Origin of the sequence: Mesorhizobium sp. ESP-6-4, from assembly GCF_020164735.1 — a bacterium.
In the GTDB taxonomy this organism is placed as follows: domain Bacteria; phylum Pseudomonadota; class Alphaproteobacteria; order Rhizobiales; family Rhizobiaceae; genus Mesorhizobium.
This window is the reverse complement of sequence record NZ_JAIUGS010000002.1, coordinates 99882-119944: the sequence shown is the minus strand read 5'-3', so window position 1 is coordinate 119944 and position 20063 is coordinate 99882. Positions and strand designations below refer to the sequence as shown.

The following is a 20063-nucleotide window of genomic DNA, read 5'->3' as shown; positions in this document are numbered from 1 at the left end:
AAGAACTGTGCAGCCGAAGCGACCAATCAAGGACATCGACGAGATGGCGGCGGCCGAAACCGCCGCGTTCCTGCGGCGAGCCTCCATCACCTATCTCGAATGTTGCGTCAGCCTCATGATGACACATCTGCAGCGCGAGGAAGTGGCCACAATTCTGGAACAGGAAGCGGACATGCTGCGCAGGCTGGACTGATCAGGTCCTCGCGCGCTCGATAAAACGCGAAAGCCCGGTTTCGTAGCGGTCGGCGGCGCGCGTGGCCCTTACCCGCTCATCGCCGTGTGTCGACTGTCCGGCCATCGTCCATAGCCCAAGCTGGAAGGCGAGATAACAGGGCTCCATGTAGTCCACCAAAGAATGATCGACGGCACGCGACATTTGTGCCTCAATGCCTTGGATGAGCCGCGAAAGCTCGGCGTCGGAAAGCTGATATTCCACTTTCGCGCCTGCAATGTCCCAGGCTATGTCCTGACAGCCGACAATGTCGTGCGAGCGGCAATGGTCGACGGCGTCCGTCTTGAGCAGGGTTCCGTCCGGCCTAACCAGAAATTCCCACGCGTGCAGGCGTCCGTCGATCTCGATCCTCCGCAGGAAGGGATGTGAGGAGTGGCGGCCGAACCAACCCTTTAATGCTTCGGCCGGCCCTTCCCCCAAGGCTTCCCTGCAGTTTCGCACGGCCATGTCCGCAAGCCCATCCAGCGGGGCGCCGGCCTCTTCGGTCGGCAACGCGGCAGCGCGCCAGCCGAGATAGCGTCCAAGCCATTCGACCAGGAGGTCCCTGGCCAGCTCTGTCCGATCCAGCCTGTCCGCCTCTGTCCAACGCTCGATCAGGAAGCCGTGGCAGAGTCCGGCAGGCTGCGTTCCAAAACCGGCCCTGTGCACCGACCTCGCCGTGTGCAGCTTGTGCTGCCCGGTCCCGCCGAGACCGGCGAACTTGACCAACCAACGCTCCGTGCCCGCCAGCGCCATGAATTTTCGCCGCTCAAAGCCGGCAAACACCGGAGGCCAATGCTCCGGGGGCGTGGAAATATGCTTGCGCCATTCGCCGCCGGAAATCTCGCTCAGTTCGACATCGGGCTTGCCGAGCAGGTTCGCCACCCAGTGGCGAAGGTTCGGCGCGACGTATCCATCGAAGGCCGCTTCGAAATCCGCGACATGGCGTGAGCAGTGGCTCCAAATAGCCTGCATGTCTGCCGAAGCTTGCACGCCCGGCCCGCCGCGGTGGCTCGGGAACAGATGAATGCGCTCCTGATCGATGCCCTGCCGGCGCAGCCAGGCAACGACAGCATGAAAGGAACTGCCGGAGAGCCCCGGACCTTCATCAACGATGGCAAATTTGGCATGAGGTCTGTCGCGCCAGCCGCCGAGGAGTTCGGGCGCGGCGCATATGTGGCGGCTAAACGGGTGCCCGATCGGCCTCACACTGATGGGCGGCGGCGCATGCAGCGCGGCGGCGACCATCGCCGCGAGACCTAGACCGATGCTGCGGATCCCGATGACGCAGGTGTTTGCGTCGAGGCCGGACTGCAGCGCCGCAAGCAGATAGGTTTCCGGATATAGCGCATAAAGCGCGTAGCCTTCGGCCGGGCCGGTGATTATTTCGCTGCTACAATCGATGGTGGCAAGCTTCGCAAGCAGCAACGGGTCGAGCGCTCCGCTCCTGACAAATCCTTGTTGCCAGGATCGCAGCACTTCCTCCGACAACTCGACGAGAATTTCCCAACCCAGCTTCTGTGTCGACGAATTGCAATCGGCACCCCTGGTGTCGAATTCCGCATCGGCAAGGCCTTGCACAAGTTCGGAGGCGCTGACGAAAAGATCGACCACGGCGGCGTGACGTTCGATACCGGCGGGCAGATCGCCGATTGCTGCCGCTGCGGCCAAGACAGCTTCCCTCAGCTGTTGTGCGCTGCGCGTTCGCTTGTGGTCGCCGAAGACGATCATGCGGCTCCTATCCCCCCGTCTGGCCGCCAACGCGAAGCCGCGCCTCTTTGATCCGAGATCCGGCTCAGCAATTTTTCGCGGCGCGAAGGAACATTCGAGGTCGCTCCCGGTTCGGCGCGAGGAACTTACCTTCAGCAAAGAGGCAGCGGTTTCGTGACATCGAAGAAAGTTCGCATCGGCATCGTTGGCGTGGGCAATTGCGCGTCATCTCTTGTGCAAGGTCTCTCCTACTATCGCCACGCCAACGGCAACGAGCCGATCCCCGGGCTGATGCATGCCGACCTCGGCGGCTATCATGTCGACGACATTGAGGTCGTCTGTGCCTTCGATGTCGCGAAAAACAAGGTTGGGCGCGATGTGGCGGAAGCGATCTACACCGCGCCCAACAACACCTTCCGTTTTGCTGATGTCGCGCCGACCGGCGTCCGTGTGGAGCGCGGCCCAACACTCGACGGCATCGGCAAATATCTCCGAGACGAGATCGAAGAGTCGGATGAACCGGTCGCAGACGTAACCGGCCGGCTGCGGGGGAGCGGGGTCGAGGTGCTGATATCCTATCTTCCGGTCGGCTCCGAACAGGCGACGCGCTTCTATGCCGAATGCGCGCTTGAGGCCGGCTGCGCCTTCGTCAATTGCATTCCTGTCTTCATCGCCTCGCGGCCGGAATGGCGCCAGCGCTTCGAGGAGCGCGGTCTTCCCCTCGTCGGCGACGACATCAAGAGCCAGGTCGGCGCAACAATCGTGCACCGGCTGCTCGCCAATCTCTTCCGGGAGCGCGGCGTGCGCATCGATCGCACCTATCAGCTCAACTTCGGCGGCAACACCGACTTCCTCAACATGCTTGAGCGCGAGCGGTTGGAATCGAAAAAGATTTCCAAGACGCAATCCGTCACCAGCCAGATCGATGTCCCGCTCGAGGCCGGCAACATCCATGTCGGCCCCAGTGACCATGTCCCGTGGCTGACTGACCGCAAATGGGCCTATATACGGGTCGAAGGCACCACCTTCGGCGGCGTGCCGCTCAATGCCGAGCTCAAGCTGGAGGTCTGGGATTCGCCCAATTCCGCGGGCGTGGTCATAGACGCCGTCCGCTGCGCAAAGCTGGCCCTCGACCGTGGCATTGCCGGCGCGCTCACAGGCCCCAGCAGCTACTTCATGAAGTCGCCGCCCCAGCAGTTCACCGACGCCGAGGCGCGCCTGCGCACATTGGCCTTCATCGCCGGCGGGGACGAGCCGTTGCTCGATGCCGCCGAATGACCACGACTTTCTTTCTCATCCGCCACGCGGCTCATGATCATGTCGGGTGCTACCTGGCCGGGCGGCTCGATGGCGTTCGCCTCGGCGAGGCCGGACAGGCGCAGGCGCTGCATCTCGCGCGCCGCATGGCGCGCGAGCCGCTCGCCGCCATCTTGAGCAGTCCGCGCGAACGCACGCTGGAGACCGCGAAGCCGATCGCGATCGCCTGCGAGGTCGAGAAGATCGCGATCTGCAAAGAACTGGATGAGATCGACTTCGGCGAGTGGTCCGGCAAGACCTTCGAAGAACTGAACGGCGACGCAAGCTGGCGGCTTTGGAACGACCAGCGCCAGAGCGCCCGCACGCCGAGCGGCGAGACGATGCTGGACGTCCAACACAGGATCGTCGGCCTGATGGACGCGTTGCGCGAGAATGGGCAGGGTCAGTGCATCGCCCTTATCAGCCACGCCGACGTCATCAAGGCGGCCGTATGCGCGATTCTCGGCCTGCAGCTCGGCGACTGCTTCCGCTTCGATATCGCGCCGGCCTCGATCACCACAGTCGTTCATGGCGACTGGGGTTCCAAGCTCATCCGCCTCAACGAACTCCCCTGACGGAGCGGCCGGCGATGCGCATGGTCATATTCGGTCTCACCGTCACGTCCTCATGGGGCAACGGCCATGCCACGCTCTGGCGCGGGCTGATAGGCGCTCTGGCCCCATTTGGCTGGTCGATCAGCTTCTTCGAGCGCGACACGCCCTATTACGCCGGTGCCAGGGACCTCGACCGGCTCGATGCTTGCAACATCATTCTCTACCCGGACTGGGAGAGTATCCGCCATGAGGCTGAGGCCGCGATACGGGAGGCCGACGTGGTCATAGTCACCTCTTATTGTCCGGACGCCGTGAGGGCCTCGCGGCTCGCCAACGAGAGCTGCCGCGGGCTGAAGGTGTTCTACGATCTCGATACACCGGTAACGCTGGCGAGAATCGAGCAAGGTGACTATCCGGCCTATTTCGAGCCGGATGGCCTGCGCGATTTCGACCTGATCCTGAGCTATACTGGAGGACCGGCGATCGATGCGCTGAAGGGTATTCTCGGCGTGCGCCATGTCCTGCCGCTATACGGACATGTCGACCCCAACCGGCACCGGCCGGCCCGGCCACGGTCCGAGTTCGCCGGCGATCTCTCCTATCTCGGAACCTATGCCGAGGACCGGCAAGCGGCCGTGGAAAAACTGCTCGTAGCTCCAGCGGCCCAACTGCCGAACCGCCGCTTCATCATCGGCGGCGCACAATATCCAGCGGACTTTCCATGGAGCGGCAATATCTTCTTCGTCAGGCACCTGCCGCCGGCGGATCACCCCGCCTTCTTTTCCTCCTCGCGCCTGACGCTGAACGTCACCCGCGAGGCGATGGCGCGCAAGGGCTGGTGCCCGTCAGGCCGGCTGTTCGAGGCAGCCGCCTGCGGCGCCGCAATCATCTCCGACGATTGGGCCGGCCTCGACAGCTTCTTCACGCCCGGCAGCGAGATTCTGTTGGCACACACCACCGGCGATGTCGTCGCCGCGCTTGGCCTGTCGGACAACGAAATCGAGGCGCTTGGCCGCCGCGGCCGTGAACGCGTCCTCGACGAGCACACGTCCGCCCACCGCGCCGCCGAACTCGATCGCATCTTGAACGCCGCCGCGTCCATGGCAAGTGGAGCAATGGAGGAAGCCGTCTGATGTTGGGGATCGTGCCTGCCGCGGGCCGCGGCAGCCGCATTCAGCCGCTGGGTTTTTCCAAGGAGCTGTTGCCGGTCGGCAGCCGGCTGGACGGGCAGACCGAGCGCCCTTGCGCGGTGAGCGAATATCTGGTGCGGCGGATGGTCCGAAACGGCGTCGACCGCATCTGCTTCATCATCGGTTCCGGCAAGTCGGACATTCTCGAATATTATGCCGCGGGTTATGACACCGCCGCAGCAATCTTCGTCGCGCAGCCCTCCCCGATCGGACTGTGCGATGCGATCTTCCGTGCCGAGCCGCTGGTCACGCCGGAAGAAACGGTCCTGATCGGCCTGCCGGACACCATCTGGTTCCCCGAGGACGGCTTCTGCCGCCTGGCCGACGACCGGCTGTCCTTTCTGATGTTTCCGGTCGATCGCCCGGAACTGTTCGACGCCGTCGTCCTGGATCAGAGCGGACGTGTCGAGCAAATCCAGGTCAAGCAAGCTGATGCCGCAACAAACTGGGTCTGGGGCGCCTTCAAGATGCCTGGCCGTATCTTCCACCAGCTCGCGGCACTGTGGCGCCAGCGCGAGGGCTTCGACGAGTATTTCGGCACGCTGGTCAACGCCTATCTCGCAGCCGGAGGCGAGGCTTACGGCGTAAAGGCCGGAACGGCCTATGTCGACGTCGGCACTTTCGATGGATATCGCACGGCGCTCAGGCTGCTCGAAAGCAACGATGCCGTTGAAGATGAGACCCCGCCGATGCTCGCATCGCAAGATCTCTCAACGGTGCCAACCCTTCCAGGCGAAGGAGCTTAGCCATGCTGCATTCCAGCACGGAAATACGCCGCCGCATCGACGCACTGGGACCGTGGTTCCACAATATGGAGCTTGCGGGCGTGGAAACCGCGCCTGATCATTTCCTCGGCAATTATCCACTGATCAAATGGCGCAAATTCGCGGATGCCATTCCGACTGACCTTTCGGGCATGTCCGTGCTCGATATCGGCTGCAACGCCGGCTTCTATTCGATCGAGATGAAGAAGCGCGGCGCCGACCGCGTGCTCGGCATCGATTTCGACCAGGCCTACCTCGCCCAGGCGCGCTTCGCCGCCGAGATCGCCGGCTGCGATATCGAATTCCGGGAAATGTCCGTCTACGACGTCGGGGCGCTTGGCGAGCGCTTCGACATCGTGCTGTTCATGGGTGTGCTCTACCACCTGCGCCATCCGCTGCTGGCGCTCGACCTGATCCGCGCGCATGTCGCAGGCGACCTGATGATCTTCCAGTCGATGCAGAGGGGCAGCGGGGACGTCCTGCCGCTCGAACAGAACTACCATTTCTGGACACGCGACCTCTTCGATCGACCTGAATTTCCGAAACTGCACTTCATCGAGCATCGCTATGCGGACGACCCGACCAACTGGTGGATTCCAAACCGTGCCTGCACCGAAGCGATGCTGCGCAGCGCCGGCTTCGAAATCGTGCTGCACCCAGAGGACGAGGTCTATTTCTGCCGTGCGGCGGGCAATCCGTCCGACGGCGCCGCCGTCTATCCCGCGAAAGGAGAGGCCGATGATTGAAGCCGCGATGATCTGGAACGAGCCCAACAACAAATCGCATTGGGATCCCGAGCTCGATCCGGACTGGAGCCGTTTTGCCTCGATGGCAATCCTGGCCGCCGATGCGATCGACCGGGAAAACCCGGCCGTCACAAAGGTGCTGGGCGGTATTTCGCCGATCGATGCCGGCTTCATGACACGCATGAAGGATTTCGGCGTGCTCGACCATGTCGACGCCGTCGCGGTGCATGGCTTCCCGCTCGACTGGAACCTCTGGCAAATCAACGAATGGCCGCAGAAGCTCGGCGAGATCGCCGCCATCACCGATCTGCCGATCTGGGTCAGCGAAGTCGGCGTGTCGACCTTCGGCGCTGAGGAGATCCAGCTCTGGGGCCTGCGCCGCACGGCCGAGCTGCTGCTTGGAATCGCACCGCGGGTGCAGTGGTACAGCCTCTATGACCTGCCGCGTTCGTGGGAGGCGACGACGCGCCATCGCGAGGCGGAAGGCTCGTCCTATTACAGGCACTTCTACATGGGCCTGCTGCGCGAGGACGGCACGCCCAAGCCGGCGCTTGAGGAGTTCGTGCGCCACACCCCGCAAATGGGCCTGGTACAGTGGTTCCATTTCGAGGACCATCGGCTGGATGATGCCGTTGCCTGGATGCACCGACTGGGCGTGACGCACCTGCGCACTGGCCTGTCCTGGGCGGACAGCTTCCGGCCGAACGCGCTGGACTGGTTCGATCGCCAGATGGAAGCGCTCGCCGACTTCAACGTCACGGTGACCTTCTGCTTCACGCCCGAGCATCGCGGTCTCCAGCCCCACCACACAAGTCCGCCGCAGGTGCCCGAGGAATTCGCCGAATTCTGCGCGGCGATGATCCGCCGCTACGCTCCTGCGATCAGCGACGACATGACACGAACGCGGCGCGTGTCGGCGGCATGGTGAATCCCGGCTCGATCGGCGATGACACTGACTGTCCTCAACGTCGCCTACCCCCTCGCGCCAGTCGGGCGGGATGCGGTCGGCGGCGCCGAGCAGGTGCTGTCGGCGCTGGACCGGGCGCTGGTTGAGAAGGGCCACCGGTCGGTTGTCGTCGCCTGCCACGGGTCAAAGACGGCCGGCGTCCTGGTCGAAACACCGGCCGAAGCAGGCGTGCTCGACAAGGCGGCGAAGGACCGGGCCCAGCAGGCGCATCGCGACGCGATCGCGGCCGCCCGGGCGCGCTGGCCTATCGACGTCGTTCACCTCCACGGCATCGACTTCGATGCCTATCTGCCCACCGACGGCCCAACCTTGGTGACGTTGCACCTGCCGCTGGGCTGGTATCCCTCCGAAGTGCTTGCGCCGTCGCGCGAGGACCTGTGGCTGCACGCGGTCTCGGAGGCGCAGCATAGGACTGCGCCGGCAGGGTCGAGACTTGCGAAGCCTATTCCAAACGGCGTCGATATCGATGCGCTGAACGAGCCCCGGTTGCGGCTCGATTTCGCTTTGGTGCTCAGCCGCATCTGCCCCGAAAAGGGCATCCATCTCGCAATCGAGGCAGCCAAGCGCGCCGGCACTCCCCTGGCGATCGCCGGCCAGGTCTATCCCTATGACACACATTTGCGCTATTTCGCTGACGAGGTCCGTCCTCGTCTCGATCGGCAGCGGCGTTTTCTCGGGCCGCTGGGGTTTCGCGCCAAACGGCGGCTGCTCAACGCCGCCCGCTGCCTGGTCGTCCCCAGCCTTGCCGCCGAAACAAGCTCGCTTGTCGCAATGGAGGCGCTTGCCTGCGGCACGCCAGTCGTCGCTTTCCCGAATGGCGCCCTTCCCGACGTCGTCCAGCATGGCAGAACCGGATTTCTGGTCAATGACGTCGAGGAGATGGCTAAGGCCATCGTCCATTCTGGAGCGCTGGACCATGAGACCTGCCGGGCCGAGGCGCGCCGCCGCTTCTCGCTTGAGCGCATGGTCACATCCTACATGGATGCTTACGAAGCGCTGGCCAAGCTTGGCACCCGCCGCACCTTGCTGGGAATCGCCTGATGGGCGGTCTGCGCACCGAGATCATTCGCGATCCAGGGACGTTCGAGGACCTCGAGCCGTGCTGGTGGCAACTCTGGGCGCGGAGCATCTCGGCCACGCCGTTCCAGTCTCCTGCCTGGCTCATCCCCTGGTGGCGTACGTTCGCGCCGGGCGATCTCACGGCAATTGCCGTGTGGAGCGGAGACGAACTCGCCGGACTGGCGCCGCTCTATATCGAAAGGCATGGTTGCGGTCAGCGCCTGCTCCCCATCGGGATTTCGCTGAGCGACTATCTCGACATCTTGTGCGCGCCGGAACTGGAGGCGGAGACTGAGGCCGCCATAGCCGAAGCGGCGCTGTCGCTGGAATGGTCGCAGTGGATCCTGCCCGATCTCTCGGCCGATGCCATATCGCTGAGCCTTAAGCTGCCGAATGCCGAAGAGCGCCGATCGATGGCGCACGCGGCCTGTCCTGTGCTGTTGCTCGACGGCGATCGGACTCTGGCCCGCTCGGTTCCGGCGAGACGGAGGCGTCAGTTGCGCCGCGCCGAGAGAGCTGCCCGGCGAAGAGGAACCGTCATTGTCAGCCGCGGCGAATCCGATCCGCAGACATTTCTCGACAGGCTCATCCGACTGCATGGCGCGCGCTGGACCGGCCATGGCGGTGGCGTCCTGTCTGACACGGCTGTGGAATTTCATCGCCGGGCCCTGCCGCGGCTTGCCGATAACGGCATGGCGCGATGCTTGACGATCCAGATCGACGATGCCGTCGTCGGCGCCTATTACGGTTTTCATCACCGCGATCGGGCCTATGCCTATCTTGGCGGTTTCGATCCGGCCTATGCCGACGAAAGCCCCGGCGCGATTCTGATCGGGCATGCCATCACCGGAGCCGCCAGCGAGGGCGCGCTGGAGTTCGATTTCCTGCGCGGCAGGGAAGGTTACAAATATGGCTGGGGCGCGAAGGACCGCTGGACGGCGCAGAAGGTCTGGACCAGGAGCGCATCGCCGTGAACATCGCGAGCCAACCCGGCGCGATTGCCAGGCGCCTGCTCGAGGATTGCATGACGGACGGCCTTTCCGTCGACAACGCGCTGGCCAGATTGGCCGTTTATACCGAGAAGACGACCAGCGCGGCGCAACTGGCGGATATCGCGCTGGACATGCGTCCAAGCCATGCTCCCCGGCGATGCTGGCTGGAGGAGGTCGCCACGATGCTTCGTGGCAAGGCGGACGCCTTCGACAAGGTCCGCAGAGCGGCTGCCTGCGTGTCGCATGACTGGCCGGATAGCGAACCGACCGCCATGACCGTCAAACGGCTGGCCGGCAGCTTCGATCGGGCCGCCGCCATATCTCCCGCGGCCAGCGTCCAGTTGTCCTCGCTTGGCGACGAGCACAGGCTGTCGACCACCACCGCCGAGATTGTCACATGGCTGGAACAGCAGGGCTTCGTTGGTGCCCATAAGCACATACTCGACATCGGCTGCGGCATCGGGCGTCTCGAACATGCGCTCGGGACCCACGCAGGATATGTCGTCGGCATCGATATCTCGTCGCGAATGATCGAAATCGCGCGCCGGCGATGCGCCGGCCTTGCCAATGTGGAATTTCACCTGACCTCAGGCCTCGATCTCGGTGATTTCGCCGATGCAAGCTTTGACGGCGTGCTGGCCCTGGACAGTTTTCCTTACCTGGTGCTCGCCGGGGTTGCCGAGCGGCATTTCATCGAGATCGCGCGCGTGCTGCGGCGGGGAGGAATGGCAGCGATCCTCAACTATTCCTATCGGACATCACCGGGTATCGATTCTGGCGACATCAGCCGTCTTTCTCATGCATGCGGCATGGACCTCGTGGTCGACGGCGAAAAGCCGTTCGGCAGTTGGGACGGCATGGCCTTCCTTGTCCGTCGTGACGGCGGAACATAACGCACCGGCGGCAGTTCGGTCACCGAACAGTTCCAGGCCAGCAGAACAGGGAGAAGCAGATGGCATCCGGCGGTAAGAAGCAGATGGGCCGCGGCAGCCAAGGCAAGGGTTCCGGAACCGGAGCCAAGACGACGCTTGCAAGGGACATGGTCGGCGAGAACGACGTGCTGTCCAACCGGGACAAGAAGCAGCACACCGAGCAACGAGGTCTGGACGGCAACCGGATCAAATCCGATCAGTATCAGGATCACGCTGCGAACCGCCTTCCCAAGGATTGAGCTGATGTTTCCAGATCACCTCTTGCCGCAAAATCCGGGGACAACAGACCGGAAACCCTACAGCCTGCGGCAGGCGCCTTGCATAGGCCGGTCGGCTATGCCTCTGTGAGATTTGAAGGGCCTCTGTTTGTTAAGAGAATGCCATGTCTCACAGGAGTCAGCGCGACCTTTGCGCCCAGGTAATCCAGAGCTTGGACCAGGAGATCGCATCGCTGCTGAACGCTATCGAGCGGGAGGAGGTCCCTGACCGGCTGACAAGGCTTGCGCTCGAACTGCAGAACGCTCTGATCGAAAAGCGCAAAGGCGACATGACGGGTGAGCGCGGTTGAAGATGTCACCAGCAAGGATGCGGCATTCCTTGGAGACGGGAGGCCATCGATATCGCCCGCTGTAGCGTGATCGGTGGAACCTTAACATAAGTTAATCGTTGTAGCCGATTGGGGATCATCCCGATGGCTGGCAGAACTCCGGAAGTGGACGAACTCGTTCGGCGTCTGGTCGCGCAGACGGGCATCACCGAAGCGCAAGCGCTCGAACTTGTTTCTCTGCTCGGTCTGAATTGGGCCTCGTTGATGAGAGAGGCCAAAGTCATGACGGCAGCCCAGCGCCGGTAGGATTTGGCCGGGCTTAGCGCCTTGCGCCCTCTGTATCCCAATGATTGTCCGAAAGTTGACGTCGTGGCTCGATCAGCGCTTGCGGCGAGCTTTCTCCGAGGAATTCCAGAACGCCGGCACGGGCGCGGTTGAGGCGGCTTTTGACGGTGCCGACAGCGCAACCGCATATTTGCGCGGTTTCTTCGTAGCTTACGCCCAGTACGCCGATCAGCATCAAGACCTCACGCTGATGGGACGGCAGCTTCTGGATGGCTTGATGCACTTCCCTGCTTTGCACGGACCAATCCTGGGACGGTTCCGAAATCGGCCGGCTGGAGGCGCAGTCGAGCAGCCCGGGGGCCTCCCTGGCCGCCGCTTTGACACGCGTGTAGTGCGTGTTGCGCATGATGGTGAAGAGCCAGGACTTCAGGCGCGTGCCGGGCTCGAATTTGTCCAGGTTGGAGAGCCCCTTGGTCAACGTTTCCTGCACAAGATCGTCGGCATCGTCGGGCACGCGACAGAAGGTTCGCGCAAAAGCCCGCAAGGCAGGAATGAGGTTGACGATGGAGATCTCCTCGGTGCTGGGGTTCGGCAGATTATGCTCTCTGAATGACAATGTTCCGGCCCCAGCAAGTAGGAATTACGCAGTGCAGACTAGGGAGAATGTTTGAGAAATCGGAACGTTCCTGTTTTCCATCGCTCGGCCAAACTTTTGGTGAGGTGGCGTGATCGAAGGGAGCGGCAACATTCAACGGGCCGCCTCGATCTTCGGTTCCTCGATATACCAAGGCATGGAAATGATCACGATGTCCGATCCGCCGAACTCGAGCAGTTTGGCGTGCAATCGGCGAGCGCGCTGCGTATGCAGCATATATTGCCACCAATTGGGCGGCACGACCTCTGGGAGCAGCACGGCAATGGTGCGGCCGTCGAACTCGCGGCGCAGCGCCTTGATCTCCTTCAATAACGGCTCGTACATCAGCCGGTAGTCGGCATTGAGGAGAAGCAGGCGCGGCGGGCGCAGGCCAGCCGCCCTCGCCGGCGCTTCCACATCCTGCGACCACCTCCCGCGAATTGCGCGCTCTTCGTCGCTCTCTTCACCCGACAGCCGCGCCACATGGACGGCGATGACATCTTCGGACAGGTGAAAGGCAAAGCTGAGCGCCTTGTCCGCCATCCTGTTCCATTGCTGGGTCACGACAAGAACGACAGGAGGCTCGGTGCTGCTCAAATCGACTTTCCCGGGCTCGCGCAGACTTGCCTCGAGCTGGTCGTAATAGCGCCTCACCAGCCGCAGCAGGAGGATCACAACCGGGATGACGATCACCGTGATCCAGGCGCCTTCCCTGAATTTGGCGACGACAATCACGATGAGCGCCAGCGCGGTGACTATGCCGCCGAACGCGTTGATCGCCAGATGCATCCGGTTGCCCGTCCGGCTCGTGTCCTTGCTTGTGCGAAGCGCCTTTACCCAGTGCATCACCATCCCGGTCTGCGACAGTGTGAACGTCAGAAAGGCGCCGATGGCGAAAAGCGGGATCAGATGGTCGGTGATGCCGCCGAACACGACCAGCAGCAGTCCTGTCGACGAGGCGAGGTAAAGGATGCCGATGGAGAAAACGAGCCGGCGGCCAACCATGGCGAAGGGCTTGGGAAGATATCCGTCTTCCGCCACCATGCGGCAAAGGCGGGGGAAATCGACGAAGCTTGTATTGGCCGAAAGCGCCAGCACGCAAAGCAGGCTACCGATGGCGACATAGTAGAAGACCCCGTCGCCAACGACGGCATGCGCAAGCTGCGACAGCACGCTCTGATAGCCGTCCTTCTCCTGATCCATCGCACCGATGCGGTAGCGTGCCGACAGGAAGGCGATGCCGCCGAGCAGCAGTCCAAGGATCAGACAGATCGCCGCCAGCGTGCGCCGGCCGTGCCTGACGGGCGGATCCTTGAATGCGGTCATGCCGTTGCTGACCGCCTCTACGCCGGTCATCGCCGTGCAGCCGCTGGCAAAGGCGTGCATCAAGAGGAGCAGGCTTACCGTTTCGGACGGCTGCTGCAGGGGCGGCGGCGGAATTGCCGGCACCGGCTGACCGCCGGAGGCAAGCGTCTTCGAGACGCCGATCGCCAGGATCGCCAGGAAGCTCGCAACGAACAGATAGGTCGGCAGGGCAAACAACCGGCCGGCATCGAGCGTGCCGCGCAGGTTGACGACGGTTACCAAGAGCAGGATCCCGAGGCAGATCCAAAGCGTGTAGGCATGCAGCGAAGGCAGCGCCGACACCAGCGCGCCGACGCCGGCAGAGATGCCTACGGCGACATTGAGCACGTAGTCGACCATCAGCGCGGCGGCGGCGAGCAGGCTGGCATTGCGGCCAAGATTTTCGCGCGAGACGATATAAGCGCCCCCATTGCCGGGGTAAGCGGCGATGGTCTGGCGGTAGGAAAGATAAAGGACCGCGAGCAAACCGACTATGGCGCCCATGATCGGACCGATATAGCCGAGACCCGCCGCGCCGAGCGGGATCAGGATCGTGAGCGCCGCTTCCGGCCCATAGGCCGACGAACCCAGCCCATCGAGGCCCATTGCCGGCACGCCCTCGAACACGCCGATCTTGCGTTGCGACTGTTCCTGATTTGCCAGGCGCCGGCCGAGAATCCAGCCCAGTATCGACATGTCGTTGTCCCGAGAAACTTCTCCCGAATAGCGCGGGGAGAAGAATGTTCCTCGACTGCGCCTTCCGATTCTGAGGGCGGGCGGGAATGGGCCGGTCGCTAGGAATCGCCGGCCGCGAGCGGATCTCGTGGCGCTATGGGGCGGTCGCGCAGCGCGAGCGCTCGGATTGCTTGTCTGCTTGGTTTCAGCGACTGTGGCATCAAGTGCGGCCACGCACTTCAATGCCAGCCGGGCAGCTCCCTCAGCTGCATTCGGTCGGACTTGTGAAGCGCATGAACATGAACGTCGTTGTTGACGATCTGCGCGCCCATTCATTTCTTCTTGAATTCAAACAGCTCAACCAGATTGCCCGACGGATCTTCCAGAAGTCTGGCGCGACCAGCTCCCGCCTCGCTGATTTCTCCTTTGAATTTGACGCCTGCATCGTTCAACCGGCCGACGACGACATCTATGTCCTTCGTGACGATCATGAATCGATTCCATCCGCCAGGTTCTGGTTTGCCGCCAGCAGTTCCTCCACTGCCTGCCCCCGGAGCGCTAAGGTAAAGCGTGAGATCATCGCGAATGAGCGCTGCGAACTTGCCAGGGTTGTGCATGTCAACCTCGAACTCGAGGTTATCGCGATAAAACGCGACCGAACTGTCAACGTCTGTCACAATGTATCGGACGGATGCCATGGCCCGTGCTCCTTTCACCATAGAAAGTGAACTGGCCGATGGGAATGTGGTTCCTTGGCATTGGCGGCCAATAGTCTGCCGGTCGGCTGATGAGGACACGACCTGGGCTTCTACCGCCTGCGGAGCCGCGTCGCTCGATTTCTATCTGTCGCTGGTCTCCGATCGCTTATACATCGTCCTATCCCATGCTACTGCATGGCGATCCCTGTCATTCCCACTCGATCGTCCCCGGCGGCTTCGACGTCACGTCATACACCACCCGGTTAATGCCGCGCACCTCGTTGATGATGCGGGTGGCTGCGGCGGCGAGGAAGTTCATGTCGTAGTGGTAGAAATCGGCCGTCATGCCGTCGACCGAGGTGACGGCGCGCAGCGCGCAGACGAATTCGTAGGTCCGGCCATCACCCATGACGCCCACGGTCTGCACCGGCAGCAGCACGGCGAAAGCCTGCCAGATGGCGTCATAGAGGCCGGCTTTGCGGATCTCATCGAGATAGATGGCGTCGGCCTCGCGCAGGATCTCCAGTTTTTCGCGCGTGATGCCGCCCGGGCAACGGATGGCAAGGCCTGGGCCGGGGAAAGGATGGCGGCCGATGAAGCTTTCCGGGAGGCCGAGCTCCTTGCCGAGCGCCCTCACCTCATCCTTGAACAGTTCGCGCAGCGGCTCGACCAGCTTCATGTTCATGCGCTCGGGCAGGCCGCCGACATTGTGGTGCGATTTGATCGTCACCGACGGACCGCCGGAGAAGGAGACGCTTTCGATGACATCGGGATAAAGCGTGCCCTGGGCCAGGAAATCGGCGCCGCCGAGCTTCTTCGCCTCTTCCTCGAACACCTCGATGAACAAGCGGCCGATGGTCTTGCGCTTCTTTTCGGGATCGGCCTCGCCTTCCAGCGCCGAGATGAAACGGTCGGAGGCGTCCACCAGGATCAGCGGCAAATTGTAATGCTGGCGGAACATCTCCACGACGCCCTTGGCCTCGTCCTTGCGCATCAGACCGTGGTCGACGAGGATGCAGGTCAGCTGGTCGCCGATCGCTTCGTGGATCAAAAGTGCGGCGACGGAGGAGTCGACGCCGCCGGAGAGCGCGCAGATGACCTTGCCCTTGCCGACCTGCTTGCGGATCAATTCCACAGCGTGCTCGCGATAGGCGCGCATCGTCCAGTCGCCCTCGATGCCGGCGATGTTGTGGACGAAGTTCCGGAGTAGCCTGGCGCCGTCCGGCGTGTGCACCACTTCCGGGTGGAACATGATGCCGTACATCTTGCGCTCGACATCGCCGAAAATGGCGAAGGGCGAGCTTTCCGACTTGCCGAGCACCTTGAAGCCCGGCGGCAACTCGATGACCCGGTCGCCGTGACTCATCCACACCTGGTGGCGCTGGCCAGGCGCCCACAGGCCTTCGAACAGCGGGCTCTCCTTCTCGATCTCGACGAAGGCGCGGCCGAACTCGCGATGATTGGAGCTTTCGGCGACGCCGCCCATCTGCACGCAGAGCGCCATCTGGCCATAGCAGATGCCGAGCACCGGCACGCCGGCGTCGAAGACGACCTGCGGCGCACGCGGGCTGCCGATGTCGGTGGTCGAGGCCGGGCCGCCCGACAGGATCACCGCTTTGGGCTCGATGCGCTTGAAGGCCGCTTCGGCCGATTGGAACGGCACGATCTCGGAAAAGACGCCGGCCTCGCGGATGCGGCGGGCGATGAGTTGCGTGAACTGGCTGCCGAAATCGACAATCAGAACGGTGTCGGGATGATTGGCTGTCGTCGTCATGGCGAGCCTTTAGAGAAAGAAACGAGTCGGCGCAATGGGTTGGCGCGGTCGCGCCGTTCACTTCGATGCTGGTGCTTCTCCCGATGCATCGCCCTGCCCGGCGTCAAGTGAGCGCAAGGCGTCCATCAGCGCCGCGAACCGCTGCTCGCCGATGCGATCGATATAGCTGCGTTCGATCTGAAGCTTGATGCGATCGCCGTCGCGCAAGGCATCCAGGCCTTTGCGCGTATAGCGCACGAGCTTGCCGCGCCCGTCCCGTGGATCGGGCAATCGCTCCAGCACGCCTTCCGCCTCGAGCCCGTCGAGCAATTGCTGAACCGCTTGCTTGGAGGTCGCCGCGCGCTCGATCAATGCCGACTGGCGCGTGCCGTTGCGCGGAATGTGTCCAAGCAGCCCGGCACGCGCTTCGCTGAACCAAGCGTGGCCGGCGGCCCGCATAGCAGCGGCAAATTCCGCCTGCCAGGCACGGCTCGCCTGCCACAGCCGCCAACCGACGTGATCGGACAGCCCGTCAGTTTTTTCGTCAAGCTCCTTGACCATTTAATTCGAACTCCGTATGGTCAAGATACTTGACGATCTTCTTGGCGTCGAGGCCATTCGAGAAACGCAAACCCGCGGACAGGAACAATGACGATACTGAACAGGGACACGCTGGCCATTATCATGGTCGGAACCACGCATGTCATCGACATGGGCGGCAAGAACGCCTTCATCCACTATGAAACCCACGATCGGGCGCACATGCTCCTGCCGGATGGCACGCGCTTTCACGGGACCTGGACGCTGCTTGACGACGGCTACAAGGTCGAATGGAAAAACGGCCCCGCCGGCGCGTGGAAACTCGATCATACAGCGGGGGCAATCGACTATATCGATGCGACAGGCGCCTCCCGTGGACGCATTTCACGCATCGATTTCGGCGATCCGCAACGCCTTGCTGCCTGATCCAACCGGCAGTCAGCCACCAAGCAGGCCGCCGCCGATCGCTTGTTCCAGCAGGGCGACGGCCGCGGCGAGCTTCTCGTCGATGACGTGCAGATATTCCGTCCAGTCGTTGACGTGCCTGAGATCGGCCGCGCCGTCGGAAATGCCGCGGAGCCCAATCAGCGGCACGCCGAACAGCTGGCAGGCACGCAGGCAGGCAAAGGTCTCCATGTCGACCATGTCGGCATCAATGGCGTCATAGGCAACGCCGGAGACGATCGCGCCGCCGGTCGAGAGCGTGGCGGTCTTGATGCCTGGAATGACGAAGGGCAGCGGCACCGACACCGGCAGTTCGAGGAAAGGCGTCGCGCCCTTCTCGAAGCCAAGCGGCGAAGCGTCCATGTCGCGATAGCTCACCGACACGGCCTGGTAGATCTCGGTCTGCTCCAGCCTGCGGCTGCCGGCCGAGCCCAGCGAGACGACTAGGTCCGGAAGCGCGCCTTCAGCCTTCAATGCCGCGAGTTCGGCGCCCAGCCTGACCCCGGCCTCGACCGGACCGACCCCGGTCATCAGCGGCGTGAACTGGTTTTTCAGGTGCGGACCGTATTCGGCCTCGACCGCCATGACGAAGAGAACGGATTTTTGCGACAGGCGTGACACTTCGATAGTCATGAAGCTTTACCCCTATTTGCTACGACGACGAGAAAGGGACAACGTGCCCTCGCGGCCTGCCGGCCTTCGCTAAGGCTCCGGGCGTTCGTCGCTCGAAAAGCCCATTTGGGAGCTTTTCGTCCGCTGCACGGACCGCTCCTCACCCCTCTATCCCGTCGCGGCCGACCACCGTCATCATCGTGCCGGTCATGGTGGCGATCAGCTTGGCCTCGCCGTCGGCGGCGAAGGCGTAGGCCTGGCCGTCGGCGACGATGATGGTGCGGCCGGGTTTGGTCACGGAGCCGCGGAACAAGAACCGCTCGCCCCTGCCCGGCGCGAGCAGGTTCACCTTGAACTCGATGGTCAGCACGCCGGAATTCTCCGGCATCAGCGAAAAGGCCGCGTAACCGCAGGCGGAGTCCAATGCGGTGGAGATGACGCCGGCATGCAGGAAACCGTGCTGCTGGGTCAGCGAGGCGGAATACGGCATCTCGATCTCGATGATGCCAGGCGTCACCAGCGTCAGCTCGGCGCCGATCGTCGCCATCGCCTCCTGGCGGGCAAAGGACGCCCTGACGCGTTCCTCGAAATCCGGAGCGGGTACGATCTTGGCTGCCGCCATGGCGCTTTGCCTCACATTGCTGGCGAAGTTTATTGCAGAGCCAGGCAAGACAGGCAATCTTTTATGCTGCAGCGCAACAAAAGCCCGGCTGGCTTCAAGAGGCAGTCCTGCGCAAGGCGTGGAGATAGAACCCGTCGGTGCCGCTGAGCGCCGGCGACAGCGAGATACCGCCGGCATCGGCAATACGCGCGGCCCCTTCATGGCCCGGGAAGCGGCTGTCCCATAGTTGGCGGTGATCGACCGGCGCGAAGCCTTCATGGCGCGCGCGGAACGCGGCGACCTGCTCGCCGTTCTCGGCCTCGAACACCGAACAGGTGATGTAGACCAGCAGGCCGCCCGGCTTGACGAAGACTTGCGCGGTGTCGAGGATCGCCAGCTGCTCTGCCTTGCGGGCATCGAGCTGCCTTTCCGTCAGTCGCCATTTGGCGTCGGGCCGGCGCCGCCAGGTGCCGCTGCCGGTGCAGGGCGCGTCGATCAGCACGACATCCATATGCCCAGTGAGCGGTGCAAGCTCCGTCGGCTTGCTGACGACCTGGACGTTGCGATTGTGCGAGCGGCGGATGCGCTCGAAGATCGGTGCCAGCCGCACCTTCTCCGCGTCATGGGCGAAGAGCTGGCCCCGATTGTCCATCTCGGCCGACAGCGCCAGCGTCTTGCCGCCGGCGCCGGCGCAATAATCGAGCACCTGCATGCCGGGCGCGGCGCCGGCAAGCGCGGCGGCAAGCTGCGAACCCTCGTCCTGCACTTCGAACCAGCCTTTCTGGAAGGCAGGCTCGGCCTGGACGTTCGGATGCCGGCCGTCGCCGTCGATCGGCGGGATGCGGATGCCGTGCGGCGCGATCGCCGTTGGCGCGGCACCAGTGCCCTGGAGCTCGGCCAGCACCTTGGCGCGATCGGCCTGGAGCGTGTTGACCCTGAGATCCAGCGGCGGGCGCTGCGCCAGAGCGGCGCCTTCTTCGACCCAGGCGTCGCCATAGGCTTGATCGAGCAACGGCGCGCACCAGTCTGGGACATCAGCCCGCACAGCATCGGGCGCGTCGGCCAGACTACGGCTGGCGGCTGCCTTCAGCTCGGACACGCTGAGCAGCGGCGGCGCGAATTTGTCGCCGTCCAGCGCGTCGTTGAGCGACTGCGCCGTCTGCCCCCACTCCAACAGAAGCGCGCCGAAGCCGATGGCGCGCGGCGTGTCCTCGCCGAACAGCCAGCCGGCTGAGCGTTTGCGGCGCAGCGCGTCATAGACGATGTTGCCGATCGCGGCGCGATCGCCGCCGCCGGCGAAGCGATGCGACAGGCCCCAGTCGCGCAGGGCGTCGGCCACCGGCCGGTGGCGCCGGCCGATGTCTTCAAGAACCTCTATGGCCGCCGCCAGCCTTCCGCCCAGTCGCATCCCGTTTTCCGTAGCTGTTACAAATCGGTTCCAGCCCGCTCATAAAGCCTTTCCGACCAGGATTGAAACAGTTCCGTTCGGTTTGCCGATGAAATGGCGTT

Annotated in this window: 23 protein-coding genes; 14 read left to right on the top strand and 9 right to left on the bottom strand. The window is 63.3% G+C overall.

What is annotated here, in order from left to right:
- The first annotated feature begins 7 nt into the window (after positions 1 to 7).
- Positions 8 to 193, top strand: coding sequence for a hypothetical protein (locus LB523_RS04290; protein ID WP_224601078.1), 186 nt, complete (start codon positions 8 to 10; stop codon positions 191 to 193).
- Here LB523_RS04290 and LB523_RS04285 read toward each other — a convergent pair whose 3' ends face one another.
- Positions 194 to 1942 carry a hypothetical protein gene (locus tag LB523_RS04285; protein ID WP_224601077.1) on the bottom strand — a complete coding sequence of 583 codons (1749 nt, stop codon included), beginning with the start codon at positions 1940 to 1942 and terminating at the stop codon, positions 194 to 196.
- Between the two features lie 153 nt (positions 1943 to 2095).
- Here LB523_RS04285 and LB523_RS04280 point away from each other — a divergent pair, with 153 nt between their 5' ends.
- The 12 genes from LB523_RS04280 (at position 2096) to LB523_RS04225 (ending at position 11274) form a co-directional block, all read left to right on the top strand.
- Complete coding sequence (locus LB523_RS04280; protein WP_140844510.1) at positions 2096 to 3199, top strand: inositol-3-phosphate synthase; 1104 nt, start codon at positions 2096 to 2098, stop codon at positions 3197 to 3199.
- Complete coding sequence (locus LB523_RS04275) at positions 3196 to 3792, top strand: histidine phosphatase family protein (RefSeq protein WP_140844516.1); 597 nt, start codon at positions 3196 to 3198, stop codon at positions 3790 to 3792. Before LB523_RS04280 ends, LB523_RS04275 begins: the two co-directional genes overlap by 4 nt.
- Positions 3793 to 3806: 14 nt before the next feature.
- Entirely contained in the window at positions 3807 to 4904 is a 1098-nt protein-coding gene (locus LB523_RS04270) for a glycosyltransferase (protein WP_224601076.1), read from the top strand.
- The gene (locus LB523_RS04265) at positions 4904 to 5707 is read left to right on the top strand and encodes a nucleotidyltransferase family protein (protein ID WP_224601075.1); all 804 of its coding nucleotides are present in this window, start codon (positions 4904 to 4906) and stop codon (positions 5705 to 5707) included. Before LB523_RS04270 ends, LB523_RS04265 begins: the two co-directional genes overlap by 1 nt.
- Before the next feature lie 2 nt (positions 5708 to 5709).
- A complete protein-coding gene (locus tag LB523_RS04260; RefSeq protein WP_224601074.1) occupies positions 5710 to 6471 on the top strand; it encodes a TIGR04290 family methyltransferase in 762 nt (253 codons plus the stop codon).
- Positions 6464 to 7399 (top strand): beta-xylosidase, encoded by a 936-nt coding sequence (locus LB523_RS04255; RefSeq protein WP_140542290.1) that lies wholly within the window; start codon positions 6464 to 6466, stop codon positions 7397 to 7399. Before LB523_RS04260 ends, LB523_RS04255 begins: the two co-directional genes overlap by 8 nt.
- An 18-nt stretch (positions 7400 to 7417) precedes the next feature.
- Positions 7418 to 8479: a glycosyltransferase gene (locus LB523_RS04250; protein WP_224601073.1), complete on the top strand. Its 1062-nt coding sequence runs from the start codon at positions 7418 to 7420 to the stop codon at positions 8477 to 8479.
- Positions 8479 to 9471, top strand: a complete 993-nt coding sequence (locus LB523_RS04245; RefSeq protein ID WP_224601072.1) for a GNAT family N-acetyltransferase — start codon at positions 8479 to 8481, stop codon at positions 9469 to 9471. Before LB523_RS04250 ends, LB523_RS04245 begins: the two co-directional genes overlap by 1 nt.
- Entirely contained in the window at positions 9468 to 10382 is a 915-nt protein-coding gene (locus tag LB523_RS04240) for a class I SAM-dependent methyltransferase (protein ID WP_224601071.1), read from the top strand. The genes LB523_RS04245 and LB523_RS04240 overlap by 4 nt, the downstream gene beginning before the upstream one ends.
- 59 nt (positions 10383 to 10441) lie before the next feature.
- Positions 10442 to 10660: a hypothetical protein gene (locus LB523_RS04235; protein WP_224601070.1), complete on the top strand. Its 219-nt coding sequence runs from the start codon at positions 10442 to 10444 to the stop codon at positions 10658 to 10660.
- Positions 10661 to 10851: 191 nt separating this feature from the next.
- Positions 10852 to 10989: a hypothetical protein gene (locus LB523_RS04230; protein ID WP_224544246.1), complete on the top strand. Its 138-nt coding sequence runs from the start codon at positions 10852 to 10854 to the stop codon at positions 10987 to 10989.
- A gap of 123 nt (positions 10990 to 11112) precedes the next feature.
- The gene (locus tag LB523_RS04225) at positions 11113 to 11274 is read left to right on the top strand and encodes a hypothetical protein (RefSeq protein WP_176477115.1); all 162 of its coding nucleotides are present in this window, start codon (positions 11113 to 11115) and stop codon (positions 11272 to 11274) included.
- 13 nt (positions 11275 to 11287) lie between these two features.
- Here LB523_RS04225 and LB523_RS04220 read toward each other — a convergent pair whose 3' ends face one another.
- From LB523_RS04220 to LB523_RS04200, 5 genes are all read right to left on the bottom strand, one after another.
- Positions 11288 to 11848 (bottom strand): sigma-70 family RNA polymerase sigma factor, encoded by a 561-nt coding sequence (locus tag LB523_RS04220; protein ID WP_140844594.1) that lies wholly within the window; start codon positions 11846 to 11848, stop codon positions 11288 to 11290.
- A gap of 153 nt (positions 11849 to 12001) precedes the next feature.
- Complete coding sequence (locus LB523_RS04215) at positions 12002 to 13927, bottom strand: APC family permease (protein ID WP_224601069.1); 1926 nt, start codon at positions 13925 to 13927, stop codon at positions 12002 to 12004.
- A gap of 311 nt (positions 13928 to 14238) precedes the next feature.
- Positions 14239 to 14604, bottom strand: a complete 366-nt coding sequence (locus LB523_RS04210; RefSeq protein ID WP_140847749.1) for a VOC family protein — start codon at positions 14602 to 14604, stop codon at positions 14239 to 14241.
- Positions 14605 to 14812: 208 nt separating this feature from the next.
- Positions 14813 to 16378, bottom strand: coding sequence for a glutamine-hydrolyzing GMP synthase (guaA, locus tag LB523_RS04205; RefSeq protein ID WP_224601068.1), 1566 nt, complete (start codon positions 16376 to 16378; stop codon positions 14813 to 14815).
- Positions 16379 to 16435: 57 nt separating this feature from the next.
- Positions 16436 to 16918: a MarR family winged helix-turn-helix transcriptional regulator gene (locus tag LB523_RS04200; RefSeq protein ID WP_224601067.1), complete on the bottom strand. Its 483-nt coding sequence runs from the start codon at positions 16916 to 16918 to the stop codon at positions 16436 to 16438.
- A gap of 87 nt (positions 16919 to 17005) precedes the next feature.
- On the opposite strand from LB523_RS04200, the gene LB523_RS04195 reads away from it, so the two are divergent.
- A complete protein-coding gene (locus tag LB523_RS04195) occupies positions 17006 to 17323 on the top strand; it encodes a hypothetical protein (protein WP_140839398.1) in 318 nt (105 codons plus the stop codon).
- Positions 17324 to 17335: 12 nt separating this feature from the next.
- Here the strand turns inward: LB523_RS04195 and LB523_RS04190 are convergent, their stop codons facing one another.
- From LB523_RS04190 to LB523_RS04180, 3 genes are all read right to left on the bottom strand, one after another.
- Positions 17336 to 17974 carry a 5'-methylthioadenosine/S-adenosylhomocysteine nucleosidase gene (locus LB523_RS04190; RefSeq protein ID WP_224601066.1) on the bottom strand — a complete coding sequence of 213 codons (639 nt, stop codon included), beginning with the start codon at positions 17972 to 17974 and terminating at the stop codon, positions 17336 to 17338.
- Positions 17975 to 18113: 139 nt separating this feature from the next.
- Positions 18114 to 18575, bottom strand: a complete 462-nt coding sequence (locus LB523_RS04185) for a PaaI family thioesterase (RefSeq protein ID WP_140635058.1) — start codon at positions 18573 to 18575, stop codon at positions 18114 to 18116.
- Positions 18576 to 18669: 94 nt separating this feature from the next.
- Positions 18670 to 19962, bottom strand: a complete 1293-nt coding sequence (locus tag LB523_RS04180; RefSeq protein ID WP_224601065.1) for an RsmB/NOP family class I SAM-dependent RNA methyltransferase — start codon at positions 19960 to 19962, stop codon at positions 18670 to 18672.
- Positions 19963 to 20063: the final 101 nt, after the last annotated feature.